The sequence below is a fragment of the Kaistia adipata DSM 17808 genome, assembly GCF_000423225.1.
In the GTDB taxonomy this organism is placed as follows: Bacteria; Pseudomonadota; Alphaproteobacteria; order Rhizobiales; family Kaistiaceae; genus Kaistia; species Kaistia adipata.
The window spans coordinates 1,054,511-1,074,464 of record NZ_KE383991.1; the positions used below are offsets into that span (position 1 = coordinate 1,054,511).

General features: G+C 67.2%; 18 protein-coding genes. 12 read left to right on the top strand and 6 right to left on the bottom strand.

The features are described 5' to 3' along the window. Positions 1–23: 23 nt before the first annotated feature. The 3 genes from G539_RS0117855 to G539_RS27180 are packed head-to-tail and all read right to left on the bottom strand — an operon-like array spanning position 24 to position 1,952. Positions 24–896, bottom strand: coding sequence for a metal ABC transporter permease (locus G539_RS0117855; protein WP_029076409.1), 873 nt, complete (start codon positions 894–896; stop codon positions 24–26). Beyond that, complete coding sequence (aztA, locus tag G539_RS0117860; protein ID WP_029076410.1) at positions 896–1,648, bottom strand: zinc ABC transporter ATP-binding protein AztA; 753 nt, start codon at positions 1,646–1,648, stop codon at positions 896–898. The genes G539_RS0117855 and aztA overlap by 1 nt, the downstream gene beginning before the upstream one ends. A gap of 4 nt (positions 1,649–1,652) precedes the next feature. Next, the gene (locus tag G539_RS27180) at positions 1,653–1,952 is read right to left on the bottom strand and encodes a hypothetical protein (protein ID WP_156912025.1); all 300 of its coding nucleotides are present in this window, start codon (positions 1,950–1,952) and stop codon (positions 1,653–1,655) included. Between the two features lie 439 nt (positions 1,953–2,391). On the opposite strand from G539_RS27180, the gene G539_RS25340 reads away from it, so the two are divergent. The 6 genes from G539_RS25340 to G539_RS0117895 all read left to right on the top strand — a co-directional run bounded on the left by G539_RS25340 (position 2,392) and on the right by G539_RS0117895 (position 9,160). Beyond that, positions 2,392–2,904, top strand: a complete 513-nt coding sequence (locus G539_RS25340) for a hypothetical protein (RefSeq protein ID WP_156912026.1) — start codon at positions 2,392–2,394, stop codon at positions 2,902–2,904. A gap of 40 nt (positions 2,905–2,944) precedes the next feature. Further along, positions 2,945–4,219, top strand: coding sequence for an imelysin family protein (locus G539_RS0117875; protein ID WP_029076411.1), 1,275 nt, complete (start codon positions 2,945–2,947; stop codon positions 4,217–4,219). Between the two features lie 76 nt (positions 4,220–4,295). Then, positions 4,296–5,747, top strand: a complete 1,452-nt coding sequence (locus tag G539_RS0117880; protein ID WP_029076412.1) for a multicopper oxidase family protein — start codon at positions 4,296–4,298, stop codon at positions 5,745–5,747. Next, positions 5,744–6,964 (top strand): di-heme oxidoredictase family protein, encoded by a 1,221-nt coding sequence (locus G539_RS0117885; RefSeq protein WP_051231603.1) that lies wholly within the window; start codon positions 5,744–5,746, stop codon positions 6,962–6,964. The genes G539_RS0117880 and G539_RS0117885 overlap by 4 nt, the downstream gene beginning before the upstream one ends. Further along, positions 6,961–8,064 (top strand): imelysin family protein, encoded by a 1,104-nt coding sequence (locus tag G539_RS0117890; RefSeq protein ID WP_029076414.1) that lies wholly within the window; start codon positions 6,961–6,963, stop codon positions 8,062–8,064. Before G539_RS0117885 ends, G539_RS0117890 begins: the two co-directional genes overlap by 4 nt. Further along, complete coding sequence (locus tag G539_RS0117895) at positions 8,045–9,160, top strand: DUF1513 domain-containing protein (RefSeq protein WP_029076415.1); 1,116 nt, start codon at positions 8,045–8,047, stop codon at positions 9,158–9,160. The genes G539_RS0117890 and G539_RS0117895 overlap by 20 nt, the downstream gene beginning before the upstream one ends. Here the strand turns inward: G539_RS0117895 and G539_RS0117900 are convergent. After that, positions 9,157–10,398 carry an SAM-dependent methyltransferase gene (locus G539_RS0117900; protein ID WP_029076416.1) on the bottom strand — a complete coding sequence of 414 codons (1,242 nt, stop codon included), beginning with the start codon at positions 10,396–10,398 and terminating at the stop codon, positions 9,157–9,159. The two genes, G539_RS0117895 and G539_RS0117900, sit on opposite strands and share 4 nt — an antisense overlap. A 473-nt stretch (positions 10,399–10,871) precedes the next feature. On the opposite strand from G539_RS0117900, the gene G539_RS25345 reads away from it, so the two are divergent. The 3 genes from G539_RS25345 (at position 10,872) to G539_RS0117910 (ending at position 14,921) form a co-directional block, all read left to right on the top strand. Beyond that, positions 10,872–12,995 (top strand): amidohydrolase family protein, encoded by a 2,124-nt coding sequence (locus G539_RS25345; protein ID WP_169516664.1) that lies wholly within the window; start codon positions 10,872–10,874, stop codon positions 12,993–12,995. 522 nt (positions 12,996–13,517) lie between these two features. After that, positions 13,518–13,784, top strand: a complete 267-nt coding sequence (locus G539_RS27190) for a hypothetical protein (RefSeq protein WP_156912028.1) — start codon at positions 13,518–13,520, stop codon at positions 13,782–13,784. Positions 13,785–13,907: 123 nt separating this feature from the next. After that, positions 13,908–14,921: a LacI family DNA-binding transcriptional regulator gene (locus G539_RS0117910; protein WP_029076417.1), complete on the top strand. Its 1,014-nt coding sequence runs from the start codon at positions 13,908–13,910 to the stop codon at positions 14,919–14,921. Positions 14,922–15,101: 180 nt separating this feature from the next. Here G539_RS0117910 and G539_RS0117915 read toward each other — a convergent pair whose 3' ends face one another. Further along, positions 15,102–15,770: an RraA family protein gene (locus G539_RS0117915; RefSeq protein WP_035831550.1), complete on the bottom strand. Its 669-nt coding sequence runs from the start codon at positions 15,768–15,770 to the stop codon at positions 15,102–15,104. A 312-nt stretch (positions 15,771–16,082) separates the two neighbouring features. Between G539_RS0117915 and G539_RS0117920 the strand changes: the two genes are divergently transcribed. Continuing rightward, positions 16,083–16,718, top strand: coding sequence for a YjbE family putative metal transport protein (locus G539_RS0117920; RefSeq protein WP_029076419.1), 636 nt, complete (start codon positions 16,083–16,085; stop codon positions 16,716–16,718). Further along, positions 16,715–17,299, top strand: coding sequence for a hypothetical protein (locus G539_RS25350; RefSeq protein WP_051231605.1), 585 nt, complete (start codon positions 16,715–16,717; stop codon positions 17,297–17,299). The genes G539_RS0117920 and G539_RS25350 overlap by 4 nt, the downstream gene beginning before the upstream one ends. Before the next feature lie 25 nt (positions 17,300–17,324). On the opposite strand, the gene araD is transcribed toward G539_RS25350, so the two are convergent. Continuing rightward, on the bottom strand, positions 17,325–19,067 hold the full coding sequence (gene araD / locus G539_RS0117930) for an L-arabinonate dehydratase (protein WP_035831552.1): 1,743 nt from the start codon (positions 19,065–19,067) through the stop codon (positions 17,325–17,327). Positions 19,068–19,162: 95 nt separating this feature from the next. Between araD and G539_RS0117935 the strand changes: the two genes are divergently transcribed. After that, entirely contained in the window at positions 19,163–19,879 is a 717-nt protein-coding gene (locus tag G539_RS0117935; RefSeq protein ID WP_029076421.1) for a FadR/GntR family transcriptional regulator, read from the top strand. Positions 19,880–19,954: the final 75 nt, after the last annotated feature.

The window sequence follows — 19,954 nt, forward strand, 5'->3', positions numbered from 1 at the left end:
AACTCCTGGGAGTGAGGGGCGCTTCAGCCGCGCAAGTGCCGCGCGTGAAGGGCCTGGTGGACAAAGCTTCCGTGCCGCCCGGCGAGGATCGACACGGCATGGATCGCGCCGGCGACCAGGATGATGGCCGGCGAGGTGGGCAGTTCACCGTGGTAGGAGATGAGGAGGCCAGCGGCGGACGAGACGATGCCGATCAAGGCCGCCGCGCCGATCTGGCCCGGCACGGTTTCGCTCCAGAACCGCGCCGAGGCGGCCGGCAGCACGATCAGGCCGACCACCATCAGCGTGCCGAGGGCGTTGAAGCCGCCGACGAGGTTGAGCACGACCAGCGCCAGGAACAGGAAATGCGCCAGCCCGCCGGCGCCGCCGACGCTCTTCAGGAAGCCGGGATCGAAGCATTCCGCCACCAGCAGCCGGTAGATCAGCGCCAGCGCCAGCAGCGTCACGGTGGCGATGCCGCCGATCAGGAACAGCGAGGGATCGTCGAGCGCCAGCACATTGCCGAACAGCACGTGCAGGAGATCGATGTTCGAGCCGCGGATCGAGACGATCATCACGCCGAGGCCGAGCGAGACCAGATAGAACGCGGCGAAGCTCGCATCCTCGCGCAACGGCGTGGTGCGGGCGATCGCGCCGGCGCCGAGCGCCACCAGCAGGCCGGCGATCACGCCGCCCGCCGTCATCGCGAACAGCGAGAAGCCGGAGAGCAGGAAGCCGATCGCCGCGCCGGGCAGGATGGCGTGTGCCATCACGTCGCCCATCAGGCTCATCCGGCGCAGCACGAGGAACACGCCGATCGGCGCGCCCGAGATCGAGAGCGCGATGCAGCCCATCAGGGCGCGGCGCATGAAGCCGAACTCGGCGAACGGCCCGAACAGCAGGTCATAAAAACTCATCACGCGGGCATCTCGCAAAGCTCGGCATCGTCCTCGAACGCCTCGTGCAGATGCCGGGCGCGGGCGAGGTTCTCGTCGGTGAGCACTTCCGTCGTCGGCCCCCATGCCACCTTCTCGCGGGCGAGCAGCAGCGTCTCGGGGATGTGTTCGCGCACCAGCTCGAGGTCGTGCAGCACGGTGACGACGGTGCGGCCCTCGGCATGCCAGCGCGCGATCAGCGCCAGGAGATCGTCGCAGGTGCGCGCGTCGATCGCCGTGAACGGTTCGTCGAGCAGGATCAGCCGCGCATCCTGCAGCAAGAGCCGCGCGAACAAGGCGCGCTGGAACTGGCCGCCGGACAATGTGCCGATCAGGCGGTCCTCGAAGCCGGTGAGCCCGACCGCGGCCAGCGCCGCCTCGACATGGTCGAGCGACTTGCGGCCGATCGCGCGGAAGATGCCGGCCTTGCGCCACAGCCCCATGGCGGCGACGTCGAGGACGCGCATCGGGAAGGAACGGTCGAGCGCGCTCTGCTGCGGCAGGTAACCGATATCGTGGCGCGCGACGCCGTCGAGCAAGACGCGGCCGCTGTCCGGCTTGATCAGGCCGACGATGCCCTTGAGCAAGGTCGACTTGCCGGCGCCGTTCGGGCCGAAGATCGCCGTGAACGAGCCGGGGCTGAACTCGCCGGAGACATGGTGGACGGCGGGATGGCGCCGATAGGAAAGGGTCAGATTGTCGACACGGACGGCAGGCGCGGAGGACTTCAGCATGATGTCACGCGATCGCCCAGAGGATGCCGGCCCAGATCAGCCCGATCAGGAGCGCCGCGATGACCAGCCGCTCCAGCGCGGAGGCGAGGAACATCGAATGGCGAACGCGCGGCCGGGCGGCGGCAAATGCGCCCGACGCGGCGGCGCCATGGCCACGCGCGGCATGGCCGTGGTCATGATCGTGACTGCCGGCATGGGGATGGGCATGGTCGTGTTGTTGGCCGTGACCATGGAGATCATGGCCCCGGTGCCCGGGCGCCCCCTGCCCGTCCGTCCTGCCGACGCTGTCGCGCAACTCCGTCATTCCATTTCGTCCTGCGGTCGATGCAAACGTTATGTTATATCATTTCATCAAACGCAAGCCCCGACACGCGACTTCTGCACCGCCGACAGCGACGCCGGAAACGGGCGTACGGATGCCCCCGCAACCATGACGAGACCAACCGCCACAGCGTCAGCTGGCCATTCCTGGTCTCTATCCAAGATCGGCTATAGCAGCGCCAAGAATTCGCGCCGGAAATGCTTCCCAATACTGGAATTAGAATAATTTCAGACTGTTACATATTCTTGACTTGATCTCGCAACAGGTTCAAACCTCGGCCGATCGCGCCGCCCGGGCGCGCTTCTTACGCCCTTTGACGGCCGCGCATTCGCCGCCGATTGGAGTGGACGATGGTCCCGAGGTTCAGATCCGCGATGGCGAAGACAGCGCTCGGCCCCGCCCGCAACCGGAGCGCCGGCTGATGGCGACCCGGATTCCGATCGATGCGTCCGGCGCCGTGACCGCCCGCTATCTGGAACGTCCCCCGGAAAAACTCGTCGTCGAAGGCTTTCGCCGCTGGATGCAGGGCTGCGAGCGCGGCTCCTTCACCTGCTGGGAGCGCGCCGCCAATCTCTACGCCGAGGAACTCGGCAGCGTCGAGGGGGCGCGGGTACTCGCCTCGCTGGCGCACTGGGTCGATACGCTGCGGAGCTGGATGGACCGGCCCGCCGGGCTGTCGCCATCCGAGTGTCCCCGCCTCTGCCGGGACGAATGCTTCGCGGTGACGATGATCGCCGCCTGCCAGAACCATGACGACGACAGCCTCGACCATGCGCTCCGCCGCCTGGTGCCGCCGGAGGGACGGGCGGAGGTCGCGCGCGCGACCCGCGCCTTCGCCGACACGCTCGCCGAGACCGGCCAGATCCTCATTCCCGTGCCGGGGGCCGTGATCCGCGAGATCGGCACCCGCCCCTGCCGCCGGCAGTTCCACTGAATTCACCGCACGATTTCACACACCGGAGACGATTGTGAAAATGAAGAAGATCCTTCTCGCCGCCACCGCGGCGCTGGCGCTTTCGACCGCCCTGCCGGCGTTTGCGGCCGACGCCCCGACCGCCAGCGCCGTGCTGAAGAACTATGGCGACATCGCCCAGGCCAAGTACGAGGACGCGCTGACCGGCGCCAAGGCGCTGAACGTCGCCGTCGACGCGCTGATCGCCAACCCGACCGACGAGACGCTGGCCGCCGCCCGCGCCGCCTGGAAGGCCGCGCGCCCGGCCTACCAGCAGACCGAGGTCTACCGCTTCGGCAACGCCATCGTCGATGACTGGGAAGGCCGCGTGAACGCCTGGCCGCTCGACGAGGGCCTGATCGACTATGTCGACACCAAGAGCTACGGCGACAGCTCGGATTCGAACCCGCTCTACACGGCGAACGTCATCGCCAACAAGGAGCTGCAGATCGGCCCGGACAAGGTCGACGCGACGGTGATCAACGCCGAGCTGCTCGGCAAGCTGCAGGAAGCCGGCGACGTCGAGGCGAATGTCGCCACCGGCTACCACGCCATCGAGTTCCTGCTCTGGGGCCAGGACCTGAACGGCACCGACGCCGGCGCCGGCAACCGCCCCGCCAGCGACTTCGACACCAAGAACTGCACCAACGGCAATTGCGACCGTCGCGCCACCTATCTCAAGGTCGCGACCGATCTGCTGATCGCCGATCTCGAGGAGATGGTCGGCAACTGGCAGGCCGACGGCGCAGCCCGCAAGCAGCTGGCCGACAAGGGCGACGAGGGCGGCCTCGCCACCATCCTGACCGGCATCGGCTCGCTCTCCTATGGCGAGCTGGCCGGCGAGCGCATGAAGCTCGGCCTGATCCTGCACGATCCCGAGGAAGAGCATGACTGCTTCTCGGACAACACGGCCGACAGCCACTACTACGACCAAGCCGGCATGGTCGCCGCCTGGCAGGGCAAGTACACCCGCGCCGACGGCAGCGTCGTCGAGGGCCCGAGCATCCGCGACTTCACGGCCGCGAAGAACGCCGACGCCGCCAAGCGCGTCGACGAGGCACTCGCCAACACGACCGCCAAGATGCAGGTACTCAAGGACACGTCCGACAAGGGCGAGGCCTATGACCAGATGATCGGCGCCGGCAACGAGAAGGGCAACGCGATCGTGCAGGAAGCGATCGACGGCCTGGTCGCGCAGACCCGCGCGGTCGAGGCGGCCGTCGCGGCGCTCGGCCTGAAGATCGAGGTCGAGGGCTCGGACAGCCTCGACAATCCCTCGGCCGTCTCGGCCGAGTAACGACTGGCATCGCGATCGCGATGCCACTACATCCGGCGCGGTCGCCTCGTGCGGCCGCGCCATCAGAGTAGAGCCCATGCTTACCCGCCGCAGCGTTCTCGTCGGCTCCGCCGCCCTCGCGGGCGCGAGCCTTTTCGGCCGCCCGGATCCCGCGCCCGCCTTCACGCGCGCCATCCCGCCCGCCGCCGTGCCCGACACCGAGACAGTCGTCCCGCTTGAACTGAACGCGGCCGAACGCAGGCTGACGCTGCCCTGCTTCGACGGCCATGCGCTGCCGCTCTGGACCTTCACCGACCGCGCCAAGCCGCCGGTCGTGCGCATGCGGCTCGGCCAGCGGCTGAACACGCACCTCGTCAACGGCCTGACCCGGCCGGGCGAGCATGTCTCGATCCACTGGCACGGCATCCGCCTGCCGAACGACCAGGACGGCGTGCCCTATCTGGTGCAGCCGCCGGTCGAGCCGGGCGAGAGCTACGACTATTCCTTCGTGCCGCCCGACACCGGCACCTTCTTCTTCCACACGCACTGCAATTCGGCCGAGCACATCGGCCGTGGCCTGATCGGCGTCCTGATCGTCGAGGGCGACGCGCCCGAGCCCTATGACGCCGACGAAGTGCTGACGCTGCGCGACTGGCGGATCAGCGAGGACGGCACCAGCTTCCTGCCCTTCCTGACGATGGCGGGCGCCGGCAAGGCTGGCACCTTCGGCACGGTGCGCAGCTGCAACGGCATGTCGAATCCCGAGATCGTGCTGCCGGCCTCGGCCGATGTGCGGCTGCGCGTGATGAACGTCGACCCGACGCGGCTCTCCGAGATCGGCATCGAGGGCGCGGACGCCGCCGTCGTCGCGATCGACGGCATCGCCTGCCAGCCCTTCCCGCTGCGCTCCTGGCGCATGGGCCCGGCGATGCGCGCCGACCTGATCGTGCGGACGCCCGCCGATGGCAGCGTCGCGACGCTCGTCGACTATTTCGCGCCGAAGCCGGTGCCGCTCGCCCGCCTCGTCGCGCGAGGGTCCGCCCGCCGTCAGGGTCCGTTCGACCCGGCGCCGCTCGCCGCTGGCCGGATCGCTGTACCCGACATCGCCAACGCCATCCGCATGCCCATCACCTTCTCGGCGACGGCGACCGGCGCCGCCGTGCAGGAGATCGCCGATGCCGGCGCGCCGCTCGGCCCCCTCTGCCTGTCGGAGGGAAATCTCTGGGCGATCAACAAGGGGTCCTGGCCGAGCGACATGCACGAGATCCCGCCGCCGATGGCAAAGCTGGAGCGCGGCAAGACCTATCTGTTCGAGCTGCGCAACGTCACGCCGCACATGCACCCGATCCATATCCATGGCCACAGCTTCACGGTGCTGAACTCGAACCGCCGCAGCCTGCCGCCGCATCACGCCGACACCGTGCTGCTGCAGCCGAAGGAGCGGATGGAGGTCGCCTTCGTCGCCGACAACCCCGGCAAGTGGATGTTCCATTGCCACATCATCGAGCACCAGGAGACGGGCATGATGGCGTGGTTCGAGGTGGCATGATCGCCGCCCGCGCCCGTCGGCTTGTCACAGCCGGCGCCCTCCTCCTCGCCGCCGCCCTGCCCGCGGCCCATGCCGACGGGCTCGACCGCGCGGTCGGCAAGGCGCTGTTCGACCGCATCTGGGTGCAGGCGCCCTCCTCGACGCTCGCCAATGATGGGCTCGGCCCGCTCTTCAACGAGAAGAGCTGCGCCAGCTGCCATTCCGGCAAGGCGCTCTCGGCCAAGATCACCGCGCAGCCGGACGGCACGCTGGTCCAGCGCGGCATCGTCACCCGGCTCGGCGACGCGAAGGGCAAGGGCGATCCGGTCTATGGCCGGCAGATCCAGCCGCGCGCCGTCTCGGGCCTGACGAGCGAGGGCACGGTCGACTATGCCGTGCCGGCGACGCCGGGCGGGCCGCTCGCTGTCACCTTCGCGCCGAGCCGCGGCGATCTGGCCGACGCGACCCGGCTCGGCCCGCGCCAGGCGCCATCGCTGCGTGGCATCGGGCTGATCGAGAAGGTCGACGAGGCGGCGATCCTGGCGCAGGCGGCCGAACCCAAGCCGGACGGCGTCGCCGGCCGCGCCCGGATGATCGAGACAGACGGCAAGCGCCGCGTCGGCCGCTATGGCTGGAAGGCCGCGGCCCCGACCCTCGATCAGATGACATCGGACGCCTTCATGCTCGACATCGGCATGTCGAGCCCGCTCAGCCCGCATCCCTACGGCGACTGCACGGCGGCGCAGCCGGACTGCCTCGCCGCGCCGCATGGCCAGAGCCCGACCTTCGACAACGAGGAAATCTCGGCCGAGATGGTGCGGCTCCTCAACGCCTATCTCGCCAACCTCGCCGCGCCCGCGCCGGTCGAGCCGGCCCCGCCCGGCGCCGCGCAGTTCGCGTCCATCGGCTGCGCCGCCTGCCATGTGCCGAGCCTCGCCGGCCGCGACGGCAAACCGGTCACGCTCTACAGCGACCTCCTGCTGCACGACATGGGACCCGGCCTCGACGACGGCGTCGGCGAGCCCGGCGTCGCCTCGTCGGAATGGCGGACGCCGCCGCTCGTCTCGCTCGCCTTCCGCACCGGCGATAACAGCCGCTTCCTGCATGACGGCCGCGCCGGCACGCTCGACGAGGCGATCCGCGCGCATGGCGGCGAAGCCATGGCGGCGAAACTGCGCTATGAAGCACTGGCCGCGGCCGACAAGGCCGCGCTCATCGCCTATCTGGAAACGCTATGATCGCGATCACGAAACGCCTGCTGCTGCTCTCGCCGCTCCTGATCGCGGCCAAGCGCGCCTTCGCGCAGTCCACCGACGCGCCGGTGAAGCCGGGGCCGAGCGCCGAGGCGCTGGCGCTCGTCGCCGACAAGGCAATCTCGGGCTATTTCATTCCGGCCTACGAACAGCTGCAGAAGGCGACCGCCGCGCTCGTTGCCGCGATGACCGAGAGCTGCAAGAACCCCGGCGCGACGCCGGACCCGGCCGTCCGCGCCGCCTTCGAAAAGCTGCTGCAGGCCTGGGCGCGCGCCGATTTCCTGCGCTTCGGCCCGATGGCCGAGAAGGCGCGGCTCGAGCGCTTCTCCTTCCTGCCCGATCCGCACGGCACCGGCACCAGGCAATTGCGCCAGATCCTCGCCAAGCCCGATCCGGCGCTGCTGGAGCCGGGCGCCATCGCCAAGCGCAGCGCCGCCGTGCAGGGCCTGCCCGCCTTCGAGGCGCTCGTTTTCGGCACATCCGATGACGCCGAGACCGCCGCCTATCGCTGCCAGCTGGCGCTCCGCATCGCCGAGAACCTAAACACCATCGCCGGCGAGGCCGTCACCGAATGGACGAAGCCGGGCGGCTGGCGCGAGCTGATGCTGAAGCCGGGCGGCGCCAACATCGTCTATCGCGACGCGACCGAGCCGCTGGTCGAGGTCCTGAAGGCGATCGTGACGGGACTGCAGCAGATGCGCGACCAGCGCCTGCTGCCGGCGCTCGGCAAATCCTTCGACAAGGCCAAGCCGAACCGCGGCGCCTTCGTCCGCTCGGGCGAGAGCTTCGCCTATCTGAACGCCTCGATCGACGCGATCGACGAACTGGTCGAGCGCTCCGACGTGTTCAGCCTGACGCCGAACGACGCCGCCACGCTTCTGGCCGCGACCGAGGCGACCTCGAACGAGTTCCGCCAGGCGCTCAATGTCGGCAAGCCATGGAACGGGGCCTTCGCCGACCAGGCCTCCTATGACAGCCTGAAGCGCGCCTTCGACGTGCTGAAGACGCTGGAGGACATCTTCAACTTCCGTTTCGCGGAGGCGGCGGGGATCTCGCCGGGATTCAATGCGCTCGACGGCGACTGAACGTTTCCCCTTCGGCGCGCTGGCCGATGCGCTGCGCGCCATCCTGCCCTTCGCCCGCCCGCTGGGCGGCGCGGAAGAGCGCCCCGTCTTCGTCTCCTCGGTCCGCGTCGGCCCGCGCCAGCACATGCTGATGCTGATCGACGAGCGCGGCGGCGTCGTTGGCCGCATGCCGCTCGCCGGTCGCGGCCATGATATCGCGGTCGATCCGGCCCGCCGGCGCGTCGCCGTCTTCGCCCGCCGGCCCGGCTATTTCGCCGTCATCGTCGACGTTGCCTCGATGACGCCGCTCGCGACGATCACGCCGCCCGAAGGACATCACTTCTTCGGCCACGGCATCTTCTCGACCGATGGCCGCCTGCTCTACGCGACTGAGAACAATTTCGACGGCGAGCGCTCGCGCGGCGTCATCGGCGTCTATGACGCGTCGGGCACCGACTATCAGCGGATCGGCGAATTCGAGACGCATGGCGTCGACGCGCACGAGATCCTGCTCGCCCCCGACGGCCGCACGCTGGTCATCGCCAATGGCGGCATCGAGACCCACCCCGACTATGGCCGCCAGAAGCTCAACCTCGCCGAGATGCGCCCCTCCATCGTGCGCATCGACAGCGAGACCGGCGACCTTCTGGAAGAGACCGTGCTCGACCCGGCGCTGAACCGGCTCTCCATGCGCCACATGACCTTCGACGGCGCCGGCAATGTCTGGTTCGGCTGCCAGTGGGAGGGCGCGCGCAGCGAGCGGCCGCCGCTGGTCGGCCGCATCGGCCGCGACGGCGCCGCCCGGCTGATGAGTTTTCCGGACGCGATCGCTCCCCTCGCCCGCAACTATATCGGCTCGGTGGTAGCGAGCCGCGACGGCTCGACCATCGCCACCTCCTCGCCGATCGGCGGGCAGGTGTTCTTCTGGGACGCGGCGAGCGGCGATTTCCGCGATGCGCTGGCGCTGCCGGACGGATGCGGCGTGGCGCCGACCGAAGACGCCGCCTTCCTCGCCACCGCTGGCGACGGCCGCGTCATGCGCGCCGGCGACGGCCGCCTCGATCCGGTCGCCCGACGCCACGAGCAGTTCGACAACCACCTGCGCCGGATCGACTAGGCCCGTTCCGCCGCCGGTTCGCGGCCGGCCAGCGCGCGCTCGTCGTCGACGATGTAGTCGCGGATGACCGGCACGTCGTCGCGCTTGGACGAGACCAAGAGCTGGTAGACCATGTTGGAGCCGTGCAGGAAGCCGAGCTCGACGGCGACCAGGTAGAACTCCCACATCCGCGCGAAGCGCTCGCCCTGCATGGCGACGACCTCGTCGCGGACCGCCAGAAAGCGTTCGCGCCAGGCCTTGATCGTCCAGTAGTAGTGAAGCCGCCAGATCTCGCAGTCATCGACCCAGAGCCCGGATTGCTCGGTGGCGGCGAAGACTTCCGAAAGCGCCGGCACATAGCCGCCGGGGAAGATGTATTTGCGGATGAAGGGCGCGGTCGAGCCCGGCGGCGACATGCGGCCGATGGCGTGGATCATGGCGAAGCCGCCCGGCTTCAGCAGCTTCCGCACCGTGCCGAAATAATCCTCGAAATGCGCGACGCCGACATGCTCCATCATGCCGACCGAGACGACGCGGTCGAACTGGCCCTCGAGCTTGCGGTAGTCGATCTCGACGAAGGTGACCTTGTCGGCGACGCCCGCCTCCTCGACCCGCCGTCGCGCGGTCGCGAGCTGGTCGGTCGAGACGTTGATGGCGGTGACCCTGGCGCCGCAATGGACCGCGAGATAGATCGCGAGCGAGCCCCAGCCCGAGCCAATCTCGGCGACCGTCATGCCGGGCTCCAGCTTCAGCTTGGCGGCGATGTGGCGGAGCTTGTTGATCTGCGCGCTCTCCAGATCCTCGTCGGGATGGCTGAAATAGGCGCAGGAATAGTTCATGCCCTTGTCGAGCCAGAGCCGGTAGAAGGCCTCCGGCAGGTCGTAATGCGAGCGCGCATTGTCGGCGGCGACGCCGACGATATTCGCCTGGTGCCGCCGCTTCAGCATCTTCCACGCCTTGCGCAATGATCTCTGGATCGGATGCGCGGCGAGCCCGGTGCGGTTGACCGAGAAGAGCAGCAGCAGGTCATAGATCGAGCCGCCATGCTCGACCAGAAGCCGCCCATCCATATAGGCCTCGGCGGACTTCAACTCGGGATTGAGGAAGATCTCCCGCTCGACCGCCTTGTCGGTAAAGCGGATCGTCACGTCCGGCCCGTCCTGTCCCGAGCCGAAGACGTGGCGCGTCCCGGCATGGTCGAGAACGGTCAGCCGCCCGTTCCGGACGAACCGCTTCAAAAGATGAGACAGCAAGCGCATGCGTGTTCCCCCGTCCAGCCCGACGATGAAAGCGGCTGGAGCGGGATTGTGCAACCGGAAAGGCAAGAGGAACCGCACCGATTACGGGGCGTGGATCCTCGAACAACGGTTTTGATTGCCGTATCAAACGTTTAACCAGGCGACGTCATCATCTGGAGTCTGCCCCCAGCAACTGCGACACGGTCGAACCGCGCCGATCGGCGTGCTTCAGGCGGCCGTCCCAGATGGCCCGACATGCTCTGGCGGCGACACGGCCCCAGAGCGGAAAACGCCGCGCGTTGCCGTATTGGCCAGGCCGCCCATGCGGAGACCGGAACAATGCAACTCATCCAGCCGTCAGCATGGTTGTTCTGTCACTGTTGACGGAGCCGGCTTGAACCCTACCTTGCGCCTCAGGCCCAGCCCTGCGAACGCGTCATCCCGGATCAGACAACGGGAAACAACGGAGCGTCGGCGCCAGAGGAGGAACGCAGTTGATCGGCAATCTCGCGAAACGTCTCGGTCTGGCCGCCATGTTGTTGTTCTGTGCCGCGGGCGCATCGGCGCGGGAGACGGCTGAAACCATCTATATCGACGGTGACATACTGACGATGAAGGGCGATGCCCCGGCCTATGTCGAGGCGCTTGCAGTCAAGGACGGGAGGATCCTCTTCGCCGGCTCCCGCGACGAGGCTATGGCGATGGCCGACGGCACCACCCGACTCGTCGATCTGGCCGGAAAGACCTTGATGCCGTCATTCATCGACGGCCATAGTCACTACATCAACTCGCTGCTTGTCGCCAATCAGGCCCAAGTCTATGCCCCGCCGTCAGGCAACGGCAAGGATGTTCCCAGTATCATCGCCGAGATTAGGCGCTTCGCGACAGAACGGAACATCCCGAAGGGCAAGTTGATCATGGCCTATGGCTATGACGATTCGGTCATGCCCGATGGCCGCCTGCTGACCCGCGACGACCTCGACGCGGCCTTCCCCGACAATCCGGTCCGCGTCGACCACGTCTCGATGCACGGCGCGGTCATGAACAGCCTGGCGTTGGCGAAATACGGCATCAGCGCTGCGACGCCGACGCCGCCGGGCGGCGTGATCGTCCGCAAGCCGGGAACCGAGGAGCCCTGGGGGCTGATCATGGAGACGGCGTTCCTTCCGGTGATGGAGCGGGCGGAGCCGATGACCGCGGAGCAGGAGATCGAATGGAGCCGAGCCGGGCAGATGCTCTACGCCCAGGCCGGCATCACAACCGCACATGAGGGCGCGTCGCACCTTCCCCAGTTCGAGACCATGCGCCGTGCCAGCGAGGCTGGCGCCAATATCATCGATATCGTCGCGTTCCCCTTCATCACGGACGTGGACAAGGTGCTGGCCGAGTTCCCGATCTCCGAATGGGGCAGCTATCACAATCGCTTCAAGGTCGGCGGCGTCAAGATCACGCTCGACGGTTCACCCCAAGGCAGAACCGCTTTCTTCACCACGCCCTATCTTCAAGGCGGTCCGGCGGGCGAGAAGGACTGGTATGGCGAGCCGACGTTTCCGCAGGATCTGGCCAACAAGATGGTCAAGAAGGTCCACGATCTGGGCGTGCCGCTGATCATCCACACCAACGGCGACGCGGCGATTGACGCGTTCCTCGAAGCTTACAAACTTGCCCGCGCCGGTGACGATGGCAGGCCCTGGAATGTGACGACCATTCACACGCAGTTCCTTCGCAAAGACCAAATTCCGGCCTTTGTCCAAAACAATATCCGTCCTTCCTTCTACACGCTGCACACCTTCTACTTTGCCGACACCCACATCGCCAACCGCGGCGAGGCGCAAGGCAGCTATATCAGCCCGATGCGCGATGCGATCGACGCCGGGCTCCGACCGACGAACCACACCGATTTCGTCGTCGCGCCGCTTGACCAGATGATGATGCTCTGGTCCGCAGTGAACCGGGAATCGCGAGCGGGACGCGAGGTCGGTCCCGACCAGCGCGTGACCGCGTTCGAAGGCCTCAAGACGATGACCGAGTGGGCAGCTGAGCAATATGGGGAGGAAGCCACCAAGGGAACGCTAGAGGCCGGCAAACTCGCCGATCTCGTCATCCTCGACGCCAATCCGCTGAAGGTGGATCCGAAGGCGATCCGTAACATCCACGTCGTCGAGACGATCAAGGAAGGCAGCACGATCTTCCCCGTGCCCGAGAGTGGGTTTCCGGCACCCAAGGCCCCATCGAACGCGGCAGCGACCTACGCTTGGTCGATAGAGGCCTGCGACTTCGCCGATGTGAACGCGGCCGCGAACAAGACCTGGACATTGACCGCACTGGCAGGCAGCGCCATCCAGGCGGCGGAGCCGCCGACAATGCGGTTCAGCCGCGGCAAGCTCTCGGTCTTCGGGGGCGTCAACCAGATCAGCGGCTCCTATGCCTTGGTGGACGATGCGGTCGTGATGGGTGAACTGGTCACGACAAGGAAAGCCGGCCCGGCGGAACTGATGAAACTCGAGGATCGCTTCACCAAGACGCTTGCCGCGGTGAACGGCTTCACTGTCGCCGGCGAAAAGCTCACACTCCTGACGGATGGCAAGGAAGTCGCCGATTTCCGATCGTCGGAGTGACCCCTTCGCTTGTCGTTTCGATTGGGCAAGCCATCCCGTGCGATCTGGCGAGATGCCAGCAATCCGGGCCCGGCTGCTTGGCTTGAGGCTCTCGTCCGTCCAACCTGTCGAACGACGGCCCCGGGTCATTCTTCCGCCGCCCGCTCGCGGTCCATTCTGAACGCGCCCCATCGCGAAGGATGGCTTGGGAATGCTCTCCCCCTGCGCAGTCCATGTTTCGGACAGGCGGGAGAAACTGGCCTTGCCTGAACATGACGGGCCTATCGAATATCAACCTGAACGTATCCGACCCGAGTTCCCGCGCCCTCACGACGAGCCGCACGTTGAGAACCGCCGTTTGATCAGCGGGGCCATTCGCGTCATTCGCAACGGCCCGAGATGGCGGGATGCACCTGGATGTGTGGAGCACAAGACGCTCTGCAACCGCTTCATCCGCATCCTACCGTTTCGGAAGTAGAAGAGACGACCTGACCTCCAAGCTGCATGCGCTGTGCGAGGACAAGGGAAGACCGTTGTTCTGTATTGAACAAAGACAAGCTGTCTGATCATGTGGGAGCCAAGTTGATCTATGCGGCAATGCCGGATGCCAAGGCGCGGATCGGCGACACAGGCCATGACAGCGACGGGCTCCGCGCTGCGCCAAAAGCCAGCAAGGTCAGAGCCGGCGTCTCCTCCCTACCAAGCCGATCCACGCCGGGCAACTACTCCAAGACCTTGTATGGGCAGCGACAAAGGATCGAGAGCATGTTCGTGACATTGATGAGCTGGCGACGCTTCGCGACCAGATAGGGCCAGCTTGCATATACTTCATATCCGCGATCTGCATCGCTGCCGTTATCATCCTTGGATTGATCAGTGAGTTCTGATTCAGGCCGTGTGCAACGGCTCGCCGCTGCCGGAGAATGACCAGAGATGGCCAAACCCAACCTACACACCGTCGCGGCCCATGCCGGCGTCTCGATCGCCACGGTGTCGAAGGTCGTCAACGGCGTTCGCTACGGCATCGCGGAAGCGACGCTGCAGCGGGTCCTCGCCTCGATCAGCGAGCTCGGCTACCGGCCCAACCGCTCCGGCCGCGGCCTGCGCATGCTGCGCCGCTCGATCATCGGCATGGCGATCGTCGACCCCTCGCCGACTTTCCTGGCCGATCCGTTCACCACCCATCTGGTGGCCGGCCTCTCCAATTATCTGAGCGATCGCGGCTTCGGCCTGCTGCTGCACGGCATCAAGCCGAAGCAGGTGGAAGCCTCCTTCCTGGTCAAGGAAAACGTCGTCGACGGGCTCTGCCTGATGCTGTCGGGGTCGGCCCAGCTGCGCCGGCAGAACACCAAGCTCTTCAGTACGCTGAGCCACCCAATGGTGGTGTTCCAGGACCGCGCCATCGACGGCATTCCCGACACCTGCTTCGTCAACCAGGACGATGCGGGCGGCGCCGGCGCGCTGGCGGAGCTGGTGCTCGACAGGAAGCCGAGATCGGCCCTGATCGTCATTCCGGACATCTTCTGGCCGGCGATCGAGCTGCGCCTCGAGGCCTTCTGGCAGGCGATGAAGCAGGCCGGCGTCGCGGCCAAGATCATCCGCTGCGACGAAAGCAATCCGGCCTCGATCGCCCATGCGCTCGAGGACCAGTTCGAGAAGGCGGGCCTGCCGCAGGTGATCATCGGCGCCAACGACAAGATCGCGGTCGTCGCCCTGCACATCCTGGCAGAGCGTGGCGCGCGGGTTCCCGACGACGTCGCCGTCACCGGCTTCAACGCCTTCGCCTCGAACGACTATGCCGGCCTCGACCTGACCACGGCCCGTTCGCCTGCCTACGAGATGGGGGAACTCGGCGGCAAGCTGCTGCTCGAGCGGCTCGAGAACGGCCGCTTCGAGAAGCGGGAATACACGCTGCCCGTCAGCGTCGTGCCGGGCGCGACGGTCTAACGGCGCGCGAATGGTCGGAGCCGGCGCCGTGTGCCGGATCGTGGCAAGGATCAAAGCGGCAAGAGCCGCCCTGCGGCGGGCCGGATCGCTATCGGACCGGCTCCGACGCCATGCAGGCGTTTCTCGCCGATCCGGCAGGGCATTCGTCGCGACGCCGGTGGCGCCGTCAGCGGGCCCGGTTCAGAGCACGCCGTACTTGGCGTAGACCTCGCCCAGCAGCAGCCCGTTCTCGAGTTCCTCGCGGGTCTTGTTCTCGCTGGTGACCTTCTTCAGCGCCGCCTCGATGACCTGAGGCGCGATCTTCTGCGGCACCACGACGACGCCATCGACGTCACCGAAGATCAGGTCGCCGGAGGCGACGGAGACGCCGCCGCACTCGATCGGCAGGTCGCGCGCCATCATCTTGCCGCGACCGCGCGAGTCGAGCGGGCCGATGCCGCCGTGGAAGACCGGGAATTCGAGATTGCGGATGTGGCGCACGTCGCGGACGAGACCATCCGTGACGCAGCCGACGGCGCCGCGCTTGCGCGAGGCGGTGGTCAGCAGCTCGCCCCAGGGCGCGATCCGCGTCGTCGGGCCGTCGCAGCCGAGCACCGCGATGTCGTTCGGCTTCAGATCGTCGATCAGCGCGATCTCGATCTCGTAGGGGTTCTCGTCCTCGCGCACCGAATAGGTGTTCATGAACAGCCCGGTGCGGGCGTAGCCGATCATCGTCAGACTGTCGTCGAGCGGCCGCACGAAGGGCAGCATCGCCTGGTGCGTCAGGCCGAAATCGTCGAGGACGTCGGACAGGACGGCCGAGTACAGGACCTTCTTCAGGGCATCCAAATCGAACTGGGCAGCGGACAACAAGCTTCTCCAACCTTGGTGTTAAACGTTTAACAAAACCGTAGAAGCGTTTTTTGCGGCCGTCAATAGAGCTTCGAATGGAAACGTGAGACGCCCGCCGGGCCCTCCCCTTCCGAGGCGTAAGCCAACGCGCCACGCCCCTCCTGCCCCCAGATCCCGTCGTTACGCTCGACCGGCCGCGACGCGCGCGCCAAGGCGAGCCCTGGCCAGGCATGCGACCATGGAACGGATCGCCTCCGACTGCTTTGTGCTGGACAAGTCGTTTCAATCGGCCCAGACCAAAAGCCCGTTTCCGCTGAGGCCCCTCCCCCGATGGATTTCGTTGCTGCCGAACTCGTTGCGCTGGCGACCGTCGTTCTCATCGACCTGGTGCTGGCGGGCGACAATGCCATCGTCGTCGGCATGGCGGCGGCCGGCCTGCCCAAGGATATCCGCAGCAAGGCGATCCTGGTCGGCATCGGCGCGGCGGCGGTGCTGCGCATCATCTTCGCCTTCTTCGCCACCAAGCTGCTCACCATCATCGGCCTGACGCTCGCCGGCGGCATCCTGCTGCTCTGGGTCTGCTGGAAGCTCTGGCGCGAGATCCGCTCCGACCGCGAGGCCGAGGGTGAGGCCGCCGCCGAGGCATTCGAGAACGCCGGCCAGCCCGGCGGCAAGACGTTCAAGCAGGCGATCCTCCAGATCATCATCGCCGACGTCTCGATGTCGCTCGACAACGTGCTCGCCGTCGCCGGCACGGCGCGCGAGCACACCTGGGTGCTGGTCGTCGGGCTGGTGCTGTCGGTGGCGCTGATGGGCGTCGCCGCCAATGTCGTCGCCCGCATCCTGAAGCGGATGCCGTGGATCGCCTATGTCGGCCTCGCCGTCATCGCCTATGTCGCCTTCAAGATGATCTGGGACGGCGGGCTCGAAGTGTTCCACTTCGCCGCCGTGGCGGCCAAGAGTTGAGCGCCGCGGCGCGCCGCATCGCTCCCCGCGCGCTCGCCGCCCTTCTCCTTGCCGCCCTTCTTTGGGGCATCGCCGAGGCGATCTATTTCTTCGTCGTCGCCGATGTGCTGCTGACCTTCATCACCGTCGCCTACGGGCTGCGAACCGGCCTCTACGCCGGCCTCGCCGCCGCCCTCGGCGCGACCTGCGGCGGCGTTCTGATGGCGCATCTCGCCGCGACCGATCCGGACCAGGCGATGGCGCTGCTGCGCAGCGTGCCCTTCGTCTCGGAGGCGATGATCGGCAAGGGTTTGGCCGGCATCGCCGGAGGCGACTGGCCGCTCGCCATGCTCCGCGGCTCGCTCACCGGCATTCCCTACAAGGTCTATGCGGTCGGCGCCGGTCGCGAGGGCATCGACGCGCTCGCCTTCGCCGCCGTTTCGGTCCCGGTTCGCCTGTCCCGCTTCGTCATCGCCACGAGCTTGGTGGCCGGACTGAACGCATGGCTGCGGCCGCGCCTTGCCCTGCGCGGCCGCATGATGCTGATGGCGACGTTCTGGCTGGTCTTCTACGGCGAGTTCTGGCTGCGCTGGTCGAGCTGACGCTACGCCGCCAGCGCCGGACCCTTCAGTGGATTTCCGGCTCGGGCAACTTCTCCGTGCCTTCCAGGAAGTCGAAATCGCAGCCGAGATGGGCCTGGCGGATATGCGCGGCGAACAGCTTGTTGTAGCCGCGCGGATACTTGCGCGGCGGCGGCGTGAAGCTCGCGAGCCGGCGCGCGATCTCGACATCGTCGACATGCAGGTGGATCGTGCGCGCCTCGACGTCGACCGAGATCAGGTCGCCGGTCTGGACGGCCCCGAGCGGGCCGCCGATATGCGATTCCGGCGAGACATGCAGGATGCAGGCGCCATAGCTGGTGCCGCTCATGCGCGCATCGGAAATGCGCAACATGTCGCGCACGCCTTCCTTGAGCAGCTTCTTCGGGATCGGCAGCATGCCCCATTCCGGCATGCCCGGCCCGCCGACGGGTCCGGCGTTCTGCAGCACCAGCACGGTATCGGCGGTGACGTCGAGATCGTCTCGCTCGATCATCGCCGACATCTCGTTGTAATCGCGGAACACCAGCGCCGGGCCGGTATGCTTCAGGAGGCGCGGCTCGGCCGCCGACGGCTTCATCACGCAGCCATCCGGCGCGAGGTTGCCGGTCAGGATCGCCGTGCCGACCTCGGCGGAAACCGGGTTGTCGAACGGGCGAATGACGTCGGTGTTGTAGTTGCGCGCCGTTTCGACGGCGTCGGCGAGCGTGCCGCGCACGGTGCGCGCGCTGAGATCCAGATGGTCGCGAAGTTCCGACCAGAGCGCCGGCAGGCCGCCGGCATAGAAGAAGTCCTCCATCAGCCACGCGCCGGTCGGGCGCAGATTGGCGAGGACGGGGATCGACCGGGCGACGCGGTCGAAATCGTCGAGCACGAGTGGGATGCCGGCGCGGCCGGCCATCGCGATCAGGTGCACCATGGCGTTGGTCGAGCCGGCCAGCGCCATGTGCACGACGAGCGCGTTCTCGAACGAAGAAGCGGTCAGGATGTCGCTCGGCTTCAGATCCTCGAAGATCATCTCGACGATGTGCCGTCCGCATTCCGCCGCCATGCGCGAATGGGCGGAATCGGGCGCCGGGATCGACGAGGCGCCCGGCAGCGACAGGCCAAGCGTCTCGGCGAGCGAGGTCATGGTCGAGGCGGTGCCCATCGTCATGCAGGTGCCGAAGGAGCGCGCGATGCCGGACTCCATGGCGCGCCACTCGTCGTCGCCGATATGGCCCGCCTCCTTCTCCGCCCAGTATTTCCAGACGTCGGAGCCGGAGCCGAGCACCTTGCCGGCGTAGTTGCCGCGCAGCATCGCGCCGGCCGGTAGGAAGATCGTCGGCAGGTCCATCGAGATGGCGCCCATGATCGTCGCCGGCGTGGTCTTGTCGCAGCCGCCGAGCAGCACGACGCCGTCGACCGGATGCGAGCGGATCAGCTCCTCCACCTCCATGGCGAGGAAGTTGCGGTAGAGCATGGTCGTCGGCTTGACGAAGTTCTCGGCCAGCGACATCGCCGGCAGCTCGATCGGGAAGCCGCCCGCCTGCCAGACGCCGCGCTTCACTTCCTCGACGCGATGGCGGAAATGCGCGTGGCAGGGGTTGATGTCGGACCAGGTGTTGATGATGCCGACGACCGGCTTGCCCATGAACTCCTCATAGGCGTAGCCCATCTGCAGGGTGCGCGAGCGATGGCCGAAGGAGCGCAGATCCGTGACACCGAACCAGCGCTGGCTGCGCAGCGAGGCGATCGAACGCCGGGACGATTTGGGGGCGGACGACGTCATCGGAACAGGTCCTTGGTCGGGGGCATTCGGAAATCCGGCCCCTTGAGGTTACGCTTGGAAGAATTGAGTCGGGCAAGGAAGATAGCGAGAGGCGCATGGTCGATCTGCAACTGAAGCCGGCGCGCCGCGAAAAGCTCTCCGACATCCTCTACGGCCAGATCCTCGAGCAGATCGTCTCCGGCATTTTCGCGCCCGGCGACCGCCTGCCCTCCGAGAACGACATCTGCAAGGCGTTCGAGGTCTCGCGCCCCGTCGTGCGCGAGGCGCTGCAGCGGCTGCAGGTCGACGGCCTCGTCATCGCGCGCCAGGGCGCCGGCACCTTCGTCTCGCACAAGCCGCCGGGCGGCCTGCTGGAGACGACGCCGCCGCAGCAGGTCGCGAGCGTGCTGCGCGTCACCGAGGTCCGCATCGCCATCGAGACGGAATGCGCCCATCTCGCCGCGACGCGCCGCTCCGCCGGCCAGCTCGCCGAGATCGAGGCCCGGCAGGAGGCGTTCGAGGCCGCGCTGAACTCCGGCGCTGCCGGCCTCGAGGAGGATTTCGCCTTCCACCTCGCCATCGCCGAGGCGACCGGCAACGAGGTGTTCCCGGCCGTGCTCGAAAGCCTGAAGGGACGGATCGAGGACTGGATGCGCAGCGCCCTCAGCATGACGCGCGTCGGCTCCGAGGAGCGGCGCCGCGCCCTGTTCTCGGAGCATCGCAACATCGTCGACGCGATCGCCCGCCAGCAACCCGACCAGGCCGCGCTCTACATGAAGTTCCATCTCGTCGAAGCCCGGCGCCGCCTCACCGATGCGCGCCGGGATCGGTGAGGAACTTGTAAACTTAAAATACAAGATATCGCCTCCCCGACCCGCCCGTCAAACGCGCCGCGCGGGAACGGGCCG

Coding starts and splice junctions, on each gene's coding strand:
- G539_RS0117890 (WP_029076414.1), top strand. CDS start 6,961: ATGATCGCGATCACGAAACGCCTGCTGCTGCTCTCGCCGCTCCTGATC.
- G539_RS25340 (WP_156912026.1), top strand. CDS start 2,392: ATGGCGACCCGGATTCCGATCGATGCGTCCGGCGCCGTGACCGCCCGC.
- G539_RS0117875 (WP_029076411.1), top strand. CDS start 2,945: ATGAAGAAGATCCTTCTCGCCGCCACCGCGGCGCTGGCGCTTTCGACC.
- araD (WP_035831552.1), bottom strand. CDS start 19,067: ATGACGTCGTCCGCCCCCAAATCGTCCCGGCGTTCGATCGCCTCGCTG.
- aztA (WP_029076410.1), bottom strand. CDS start 1,648: ATGCTGAAGTCCTCCGCGCCTGCCGTCCGTGTCGACAATCTGACCCTT.
- G539_RS0117935 (WP_029076421.1), top strand. CDS start 19,163: ATGGTCGATCTGCAACTGAAGCCGGCGCGCCGCGAAAAGCTCTCCGAC.
- G539_RS0117900 (WP_029076416.1), bottom strand. CDS start 10,398: ATGCGCTTGCTGTCTCATCTTTTGAAGCGGTTCGTCCGGAACGGGCGG.
- G539_RS27180 (WP_156912025.1), bottom strand. CDS start 1,952: ATGACGGAGTTGCGCGACAGCGTCGGCAGGACGGACGGGCAGGGGGCG.
- G539_RS0117920 (WP_029076419.1), top strand. CDS start 16,083: ATGGATTTCGTTGCTGCCGAACTCGTTGCGCTGGCGACCGTCGTTCTC.
- G539_RS0117895 (WP_029076415.1), top strand. CDS start 8,045: ATGCGCTCGACGGCGACTGAACGTTTCCCCTTCGGCGCGCTGGCCGAT.
- G539_RS0117855 (WP_029076409.1), bottom strand. CDS start 896: ATGAGTTTTTATGACCTGCTGTTCGGGCCGTTCGCCGAGTTCGGCTTC.
- G539_RS0117880 (WP_029076412.1), top strand. CDS start 4,296: ATGCTTACCCGCCGCAGCGTTCTCGTCGGCTCCGCCGCCCTCGCGGGC.
- G539_RS0117910 (WP_029076417.1), top strand. CDS start 13,908: ATGGCCAAACCCAACCTACACACCGTCGCGGCCCATGCCGGCGTCTCG.
- G539_RS0117885 (WP_051231603.1), top strand. CDS start 5,744: ATGATCGCCGCCCGCGCCCGTCGGCTTGTCACAGCCGGCGCCCTCCTC.